7 protein-coding genes are annotated in these 7,737 nt (G+C 70.3%); 4 read left to right on the forward strand and 3 right to left on the reverse strand.

Annotated features, from left to right (window positions below):
• From CVO76_RS04985 to CVO76_RS05000, 4 genes are all read left to right on the forward strand, one after another.
• On the forward strand, positions 1-966 hold a 966-nt coding region (locus CVO76_RS04985; RefSeq protein WP_208740983.1), incomplete at its 5' end, for a bifunctional folylpolyglutamate synthase/dihydrofolate synthase.
• 7 nt (positions 967-973) lie between these two features.
• Positions 974-1,405, forward strand: a complete 432-nt coding sequence (locus tag CVO76_RS04990) for a DUF4233 domain-containing protein (protein ID WP_208740985.1) — start codon at positions 974-976, stop codon at positions 1,403-1,405.
• 90 nt (positions 1,406-1,495) lie between these two features.
• Entirely contained in the window at positions 1,496-1,912 is a 417-nt protein-coding gene (ndk, locus tag CVO76_RS04995) for a nucleoside-diphosphate kinase (RefSeq protein ID WP_208740987.1), read from the forward strand.
• A 63-nt stretch (positions 1,913-1,975) separates the two neighbouring features.
• A complete protein-coding gene (locus CVO76_RS05000; protein WP_208740988.1) occupies positions 1,976-2,941 on the forward strand; it encodes an aldo/keto reductase in 966 nt (321 codons plus the stop codon).
• Between the two features lie 107 nt (positions 2,942-3,048).
• Here the strand turns inward: CVO76_RS05000 and CVO76_RS05005 are convergent, their stop codons facing one another.
• The 3 genes from CVO76_RS05005 to CVO76_RS05015 form a co-directional block, all read right to left on the reverse strand.
• On the reverse strand, positions 3,049-5,175 hold the full coding sequence (locus CVO76_RS05005) for a 3-hydroxyacyl-CoA dehydrogenase NAD-binding domain-containing protein (RefSeq protein ID WP_208740990.1): 2,127 nt from the start codon (positions 5,173-5,175) through the stop codon (positions 3,049-3,051).
• Entirely contained in the window at positions 5,172-6,458 is a 1,287-nt protein-coding gene (locus CVO76_RS05010) for a thiolase family protein (RefSeq protein WP_208740992.1), read from the reverse strand. Before CVO76_RS05010 ends, CVO76_RS05005 begins: the two co-directional genes overlap by 4 nt.
• Before the next feature lie 49 nt (positions 6,459-6,507).
• A partial coding sequence (locus tag CVO76_RS05015) for an HRDC domain-containing protein (RefSeq protein ID WP_208740994.1) occupies positions 6,508-7,737 on the reverse strand: 1,230 nt, incomplete at its 5' end.

The raw sequence follows: 7,737 nt of genomic DNA on the forward strand, positions 1-7,737 counted from the left end.
GAGTGCGTCACGATCCTCGCGTTCGCGATCTTCGCGGACGAGCCGATCGACGTCGGCGTGATCGAGGTGGGACTCGGCGGCATCACCGACGCCACGAACGTCGGCGACGGACAGGTGGCGGTCGTCACCCCCATCTCGCTCGACCACACCGACCTCCTCGGCGACACCGTCGAGGACATCGCCCTGGAGAAGGCCGGCATCATCAAGCCCGGCTCCTTCCTCGTCAGCGCGATCCAGCCGCGGGATGCCGCGCAGGTGCTCCTGGAGCGCGCCCGGGAGGTGGGTGCGGAGTTCCGGTTCGAAGGCGTCGAGTTCGGTGTCGAGTCGCGCACCGTCGCCGTCGGCGGGCAGGTGGTGTCCCTCACCGGACTCGCCGGACGCTACGGCGACCTGCTGGTACCCCTCCACGGCGAGCACCAGGCGGAGAACGCGGCCGTCGCGGTCGCCGCGGTGGAAGCATTCCTCGGCGGCGGTGAGCGCCGGCTCGAGACCGAGCTGATCCGCAACGGGCTGCGCGCCGTCACCTCGCCCGGCCGCCTCGAGGTCGTCCGGACCGCGCCGAGCATCATCGTGGACGCCGCCCACAACCCGGCCGGCGCCCGCGCCGCCGCGAAGGGCATCAGCGAGGCGTTCGACTTCTCCCGGCTCGTGCTGGTCATCGGCATCCTCGAGGACAAGGACGCCGCAGGCATCCTCGCCGAACTGCACGAGGAGCTCGGCGGCATCCTCGAGGACGTCTGCCTCACGCAGTCCACCTCGCCCCGCTCGGTCCCCGCCGCGGACCTCCTGCAGGCCGCCCTCGCGGCCGGCTTCGCCGAGGAGAACATCAACATCGCCCCCGGCCTCGACGACGCCCTCGAATGGGCCGTCATGAAGGCCGAGGAGAACAACGACCTCGCCGGTGGCATCCTCGTGACCGGCTCCATCACCGTGGTCGGCGAGGCCCGCACGCTCCTGGGGAAGTAGGTAGGCCATGGCACGCAGAACCAGGGCACAGCGCGAATGGCGGCCCGGCATGCCGAAGAAGCGGAGGTCCACGAAGATCCTCTTCGCCTCCACGGTCCTGCTGCTCGAGGCGTTCGTCGTCTTCTTCGCGACGCTCGCGGTCTTCGGACTGCGACGCGACGAGATCCCGCCCGCCGTCATCCTGACCTCGGGCCTGCTGCTCAGCGTCGTCCTCGTGCTGACGTGCGCCGTGCTGACCAAGCGGTGGGGGATCGGCCTCGGCTGGATCCTGCAGCTGGTGATCATCGCGGGCGGCATCCTCGAACCGGCCATGTTCGTGGTGGGCATCGCGTTCGCGCTGACCTGGCTCTACGGCATCCGTCAGGGGATGCGCGTGGACCGCGAGAACGTGGAGCGGGACCGGCTGCAGGCCGAGTGGGAGAAGGCGAATCCGGAATAGCCGCCCGCTTTAGTAGAGTCGGTCCTGATACCACCACCTCCCCGACCCGACACCGCGCCGTCCCGGACGGCGCCCACCCCAGGAGTTCCCATGAGCGTTGAGCGCACCCTTGTCCTCGTCAAGCCCGACGGCGTGTCCCGAGGCCTGACCGGTACCATCCTGTCCCGTATCGAGGCGAAGGGCTACACCATCGCGGAGCTGAAGCAGGTCCGTGCCACCCGCGAAGTCCTGGAGGAGCACTACGCGGAGCACGTGGGCAAGCCGTTCTTCGAGCCGCTCGTCGAGTTCATGCTCAGCGGTCCGATCGTCGCCGCGGTCTTCGAGGGCCAGCGCGTCATCGAGGGGTTCCGTTCGCTCGCGGGAACCACCGAACCGACGGCAGCGGCGCCCGGGACCATCCGGGGCGACCTCGGCCGCGACTGGGGCGTCAAGGTGCAGCAGAACCTCGTGCACGGCTCCGACTCGGCGGAGTCGGCGGAGCGCGAGATCGGCATCTGGTTCGCCTGACACCCGCGTCATCGGTTGCCCCGGGTCATGTGCCCGGGGCAACTGTGTTGATAGGTTAGGGCCATGATGACCTATCGCAGACTGGGTTCCTCCGGACTCAGCGTTTCCACCGTCGGGCTCGGCTGCAACAACCTCGGCAGGGCCGGCACCACCTCCGAATCGCAGGAGGGCACCGACGCCGTCGTGCATGCCGCGATCGACGCCGGCATCACGCTCTTCGACGTGGCCGACATGTACGGGAAGGCGCCCGGCGTCAGCGAGATGCAACTGGGCAAGGCGCTCGGCAGCCGTCGCGACGACGTCGTCCTCGCCACGAAGTTCGGACTGGACATGAACGGGGTCAACGGACCCGACTGGGGGGCGCGCGGATCGCGGCGCTACATCATCCGGGCCGTCGAGGCGTCGCTGCGCCGCCTCGGCACCGAGTGGATCGACCTCTACCAGTACCACGCCCCCGATGCCGCGACGCCGATCGAGGAGACCCTCGCAGCCCTCGACGACCTCGTGACGAGCGGCAAGGTGCGGTACCTCGGACACTCCAACTTCGCCGGCTGGCAGATCGCCGAGGCCGAGTTCACCGCACGCAGCGGTGGGTACACGCCGTTCATCTCCGCGCAGAACCCCTACAACCTGCTGGACCGCCGCCTGGAGCGGGAGGTCGTCCCGGCCGTCGAGGCGTACGGGATCGGTGTGCTGCCCTACTTCCCCCTGGCGAACGGTCTGCTGACGGGCAAGTACCGCCGCGACGAGGTCCCCGCCGGGAGCCGGCTCACGCACTCCCGGAAAAACGTGCTGGAGACGGCGGACTGGGACCAGCTCGAGGCGTTCTCGGCCTTCGCGGCCGAACGTGAACTCAGCGAGGTCCAGGTGGCGTTCTCATGGCTCGCCGCCCAGCCGTCCGTCGGCTCGGTGATCGCCGGTGCCACGTCTCCCGAGCAGGTGCGCCAGAATGCCGCCGCAGCCGACTGGACGCCGTCGGACGAGGATCTGGCCGAACTGGACGGCATCTTCCCCCGCCCGGCGGCCTGACCCGGCGACAGTCCCGTCCCGGGCCGCGTGGTCGCCGCACCGGACGCCGATGGACCCCCGGCTCGTGCCGGGGGTCCATCGCCGTCCTGCCTGTCCGCGCGTACGGTTCAGGCCCGGTGGAACGTCTTCCCGATGACGCGTTCGGATGCTCCGACGCGATCGAGGTAGGGCGTGATGCCGCCGAGGTGCAGCGGCCAGCCGGCGCCCAGGATCATGCACAGATCGATGTCCTCCGGCGCGGCGACCACGCCCTCGTCGAGCATCCGCCCGATCTCGTCGGCCAGCGCATCCTGCGTACGGCGCAGCACGTCCTCCGCGGACGATGCGCTGGTTCCGCGCTCCATCAGCGCCAGGGTCTGCTCGGGAACGGTCTCGGTGCCGTCCTCCTGCTTCACCCACAACCCCTTGATCCCGGCGTCGATGAGTGTCCGCTGGTTCGCCGAGACGTGGAAGCGCTCCCCGAAAGCCGCGTGCAGCGACTCCTGGACGTGCTGACCGACGGGCAGCCCCACGAGGGCGAGCAGCCGGAAAGGCGTCATGGGCAGACCCATCGGACGCAGTGCATCGTCGGCCGTCGCGGCGTCCGTGCCCTCGTCGAAGACGGCGGTGATCTCGCCGAACATGCGTCCGAGGATGCGGTTCACCACGAAGGCGGGGGCGTCCTGCACGAGGACCGCGTTCTTCTTCAGGCCCTTCGCCAGCACGAACGCCGTCGCCAGCACGGCGTCGTCCGTCGTGGGCGCGCGCACGACCTCGAGCAGCGGCATCGCGGCGACGGGATTGAAGAAGTGGAAGCCGACCACCCGCTCCGGATGGACGAGGTCCGCGGCCATCTCCGCCACGGACAGCGAGGAGGTGTTGGTCGCAAGGATGCACTCGGGGGAGACGACGGCCTCGACCTCCGCGAAGACCTGCTTCTTGACGGACATCTCCTCGAACACGGCCTCGATCACGAAATCGGCGTCGGAGAAGACGTCCTTGGAGACCGAGCCGGTCACCAGTGACCTCGTCCGGTTGGCGGCGTCCTGGGACAGGCGCTTCTTCCCGAGCAGCTTCTCGATCTCCGCGTGCACGTAGGCCACGCCCTTGTCCACGCGGTCCTGGTCGATGTCCGTGAGGACCACCGGAACCTTGAGCCGGCGGGCGAACAGGAGCGCGAGCTGGCCGGCCATGAGACCCGCGCCGACGACGCCGACCTTCGAGACCGGGCGCGCGAGCTTCCGGTCGGGAGCTCCTGCCGGGCGCTTGCCGCGCTTCTGCACGAGGTCGAGGAAGGCGTAGACCGTTGCATGGAACTCGGGCGTCTGCATCAGTTCCGCCAGTGCGGTGCACTCCGCCGCCGCCGACTCCTGCCTCGACCAGGTGAGGCCGGACTCGAGCAGATCCAGCACGCGCGAGGGCGCGGGAGCGGCGTTGCCGGTCTTCGCCTCGACGAAGGCCCTGCCTGCGGCGACCGCTGCGGTCCAGGCGGCGTCGTCGTACTGCGCGAGCGCGGCGCGCCGCTCCTCGACGGCAGCTGCGGCTGCGCCGCCCCGGAGCACCTGCGCCGCCCACAGCAGGGACTGCTCGAGGTAGTCGGCGGGTTCGAAGAGGGCGTCGGCGATGCCGAGCCCGTAGGCGGCCCTGCCGTCGAGGCTGCGGTTGTTGCTCAGCGGGTTCTCGATCATCACCTTGACGGCATGGGCGGGGCCGATCAGCCGCGGCAGGCGGTAGACGCCACCCCAGCCGGGCACGAGTCCGATGAAGGCCTCGGGCAGGCCGATGCCGTTGGCCCCGGAGGACACCGTGCGGTAGTTCGCGGCGAGGGCGATCTCGAGGCCGCCACCCAATGCGACACCGTTGATGAAGGCGAAGCTCGGCACGCCCAGGTCGGCGAGGAGGTCGTACGCCTCGTGTCCCAGTTCGGCCATGAGCCGGCCGAGGTGCTCGGACTTCACGCTCTTGACCGTGCTGAGGTCGGCGCCGGCCACGAGGAAGTAGGGCTTGCCCGTCACGGCGACGGCGGAGATCTCGCGGCGCGCCGCGCGTTCCTTCAGTTCCTCGAGGGTGCGGCCGAATTCGATGAGCGTGGTGGGGCCCAGCGTGGTGGGTTTCGTGGGGTCGAGGTCGTTGTCCAGCGTGATGAGCGCGAGGACGCCCGCGCCCTCGGGCAGGGTGATGTCCTGCACGTAGGAGTGGGTGACGATCTCGGCCGGGACGAGGCCGGCCAGTTCGTCGTAGCGTTCGAAGCTCATGCTGCGTCCTGTCCGTAGTGCTCGTGGTGGGGGTTCTCCCAAATGACCGTCGCGCCCATGCCGAGGCCGATGCACATCGTCGTCATGCCGTAGCGCACGCCCGGGTCCTCCTCGAACTGGCGGGCGAGCTGGTTCATGAGCCGCACGCCGGAGCTGGCCAGCGGGTGTCCCACGGCGATCGCGCCGCCGTAACGGTTCACGCGGGGGTCCTCGTCGTCGATGCCGAAGTGGTCGAGGAAGCTCAGCACCTGCACCGCGAAGGCCTCGTTGATCTCGAACAGCCCGATGTCGCCGATCTCCAGGCCTGCCTGCCGGAGTGCCTTCTCCGTGGCCGGAACGGGCCCGATGCCCATCACCTCCGGTTCGACACCGGCGAAGGCGTAGGCGACCAGGCGCATGCGGACGGGCAGACCGAACTGGGCTGCTGCGTCGGCGGAGGCGAGCAGGGCTGCCGTGGCGCCGTCGTTCAGTCCGGCAGCATTCCCGGCAGTGACGCGGCCGTGCGCACGGAAGGGTGTCCGGAGCGCTGCGAGGTCCTCGGCCGTGGTCCCCGGGCGGGGCGGCTCGTCGACGGTGTTCAGGGTCCAGCCGGAACCGGGCTTCCTGCCGGCCACGGGTACCAGATCGGGCTGGATCCGCCCTGCCTCGTAGGCCTGCGCCAGCTTCTGCTGGCTGCGGACCGCATAGGCGTCCGCCCGGTCCCTGGTGATCGACGGGAAGCGGTCGTGCAGGTTCTCCGCCGTGTTGCCCATGTTCAGTGCCGCCGGATCGACGATGCGCTCGGAGACGAAGCGCGGGTTGGGATCGGCATCCGCTCCCATGGGGTGGTTGCCCATGTGCTCGACACCGCCTGCGATGACGACGTCGTATGCGCCGAAGGCGATCCCCGAGGCGGTGGTGGTCACAGCCGTCATGGCGCCGGCGCACATCCGGTCGATGGCGAATCCTGGGACCGTGCGGGGGAGCCCGGCCAGGAGGGCAGCGGTGCGGCCGATGGTGAGGCCCTGGTCCCCGGTCTGCGTGGTGGCGGCGATGGCGACGTCGTCGATCCGCTCGGGCGGCAGGGTCGGGTTCCGGCGCAGCAGGTCGCGGATGCACTTCACCACGAGGTCGTCCGCGCGCATGCCGGCGTAGATGCCCTTCTCGCCGGCCCTGCCGAAGGGGGTGCGTACTCCGTCGACGAAGACGACGTCGCGGACGGCTCGTGACGCGCTGCGTGCGGGCACCGTCCCGGTATCTAGGCTCACCTGTTGCTCCTCTTCGAGATGTAGGTCAGCGATCATGTTACTGGTGAGTAACATAGCGTGCAAGCGACAGGAGCCGGCCCGGGATTCAGCCTTCGGGCGTCTCCCGCACCTTTGCAGGCAGGGGATCGGGGTCCAGGAATGCGACGGTGATGATCGCCGCCACCTGCTCGATCTGCCAGGGGCGCGCCCCCAGGTCGGCGAGTGCCGCCGAGACGGACTCGAGCGAGATCTCGGCTGGCGGACGCCAGGCGATGCGGCGCAGGTAGTCCGGCGTGAGCAGGTTCTCCACCGGCATGTCCAGCTTCTCCGCACACTGCGCGACGCGCGGGCGCGCGGTCTGCAAGCGGGCCGCGGCCTCGGGATCCTTCTCGGGCCAGATGCGGGGCGGGGGCGGCGCGTTGGTCGGCACGTGCAGGGGTGGGAGGTCGGTGAGCTTCCTCGCGTCGCTGATGCATCTCAGCCACCGGGGCGCCTCCTTCTGCGCTGCCCGGCCGTGGAACCCCTTCGTGGCCAGCAGCTGCGGGACGGTGGCCGGCATCGCGCGCGCGGCCGCGACGATCGCCGAATCGGGGATGAGGCGGCCGGGTGCCACGTCGCGACGCTGTGCGAGGTCTTCGCGCTCGAGCCACATCTGGCGGACGGCGGCGAGCTGGCGGCGGTCGCGCAACTGGTGCAGGCCCGAGGTGCGGCGCCACGGATCCAGGCGCGGTTCGGCGGGCGGGGTGCGGCGGATGTGCTCGAACTCCTCCTCGGCGATGCCTAGCTTTCCGCCCTCCTCCAGCAGGCCGGCGAGCTTGTCCCGCAGTTCCGCCAGGACCTCGACGTCGAGCGCGGCGTAGCGGAGCCACGGCTCGGGCAGCGGCCGCTTGGACCAGTCCGCCGCCGAGTGCTCCTTCGCCAGGCTGAAGCCGAGCTGCGACTCGATGACGGCGGCGAGGCCGACCCGGGGGAGTCCGGCGAGGCGCGCCGCGAGCTCCGTGTCGAAGAGCCTGTCCGGCCACATCCCGAGCTCGGCGAGGCAGGGGAGGTCCTGGCTCGCGGCATGCAGGATCCACTCGACGCCGTCGAGGGCGTCGTCGATGATCTGGAGGTCGTCGAAGGGCTCGGGGTCGATCAGCCACGTCCCGGCACCCTCCCGGCGGATCTGGACGAGGAAGGCGCGCTGTCCGTAGCGGAAGCCGGAGGCGCGCTCGGCGTCGACAGCCGCGGGTCCCGTCCCGGCCGCGAGGGCCGCTGCCGCCCGCTCGAGCCCGGCGGGCGTGTCGATCACGAGGGGGACGCCTTCGCGCGGTTCGGTCAGCAGGGGGAGTGCGGC

Origin of the sequence: Arthrobacter agilis (assembly GCF_002953615.1) — a bacterium.
In the GTDB taxonomy this organism is placed as follows: domain Bacteria; phylum Actinomycetota; class Actinomycetes; order Actinomycetales; family Micrococcaceae; genus Arthrobacter_D; species Arthrobacter_D agilis_B.

Excerpts from the sequence above, each read along its gene's own strand:
- CVO76_RS04990 (WP_208740985.1), top strand. The coding sequence starts at position 974 with ATGGCACGCAGAACCAGGGCACAGCGCGAATGGCGGCCCGGCATGCCG.
- ndk (WP_208740987.1), top strand. The coding sequence starts at position 1,496 with ATGAGCGTTGAGCGCACCCTTGTCCTCGTCAAGCCCGACGGCGTGTCC.
- CVO76_RS05000 (WP_208740988.1), top strand. The coding sequence starts at position 1,976 with ATGATGACCTATCGCAGACTGGGTTCCTCCGGACTCAGCGTTTCCACC.
- CVO76_RS05005 (WP_208740990.1), bottom strand. The coding sequence starts at position 5,175 with ATGAGCTTCGAACGCTACGACGAACTGGCCGGCCTCGTCCCGGCCGAG.
- CVO76_RS05010 (WP_208740992.1), bottom strand. The coding sequence starts at position 6,458 with ATGATCGCTGACCTACATCTCGAAGAGGAGCAACAGGTGAGCCTAGAT.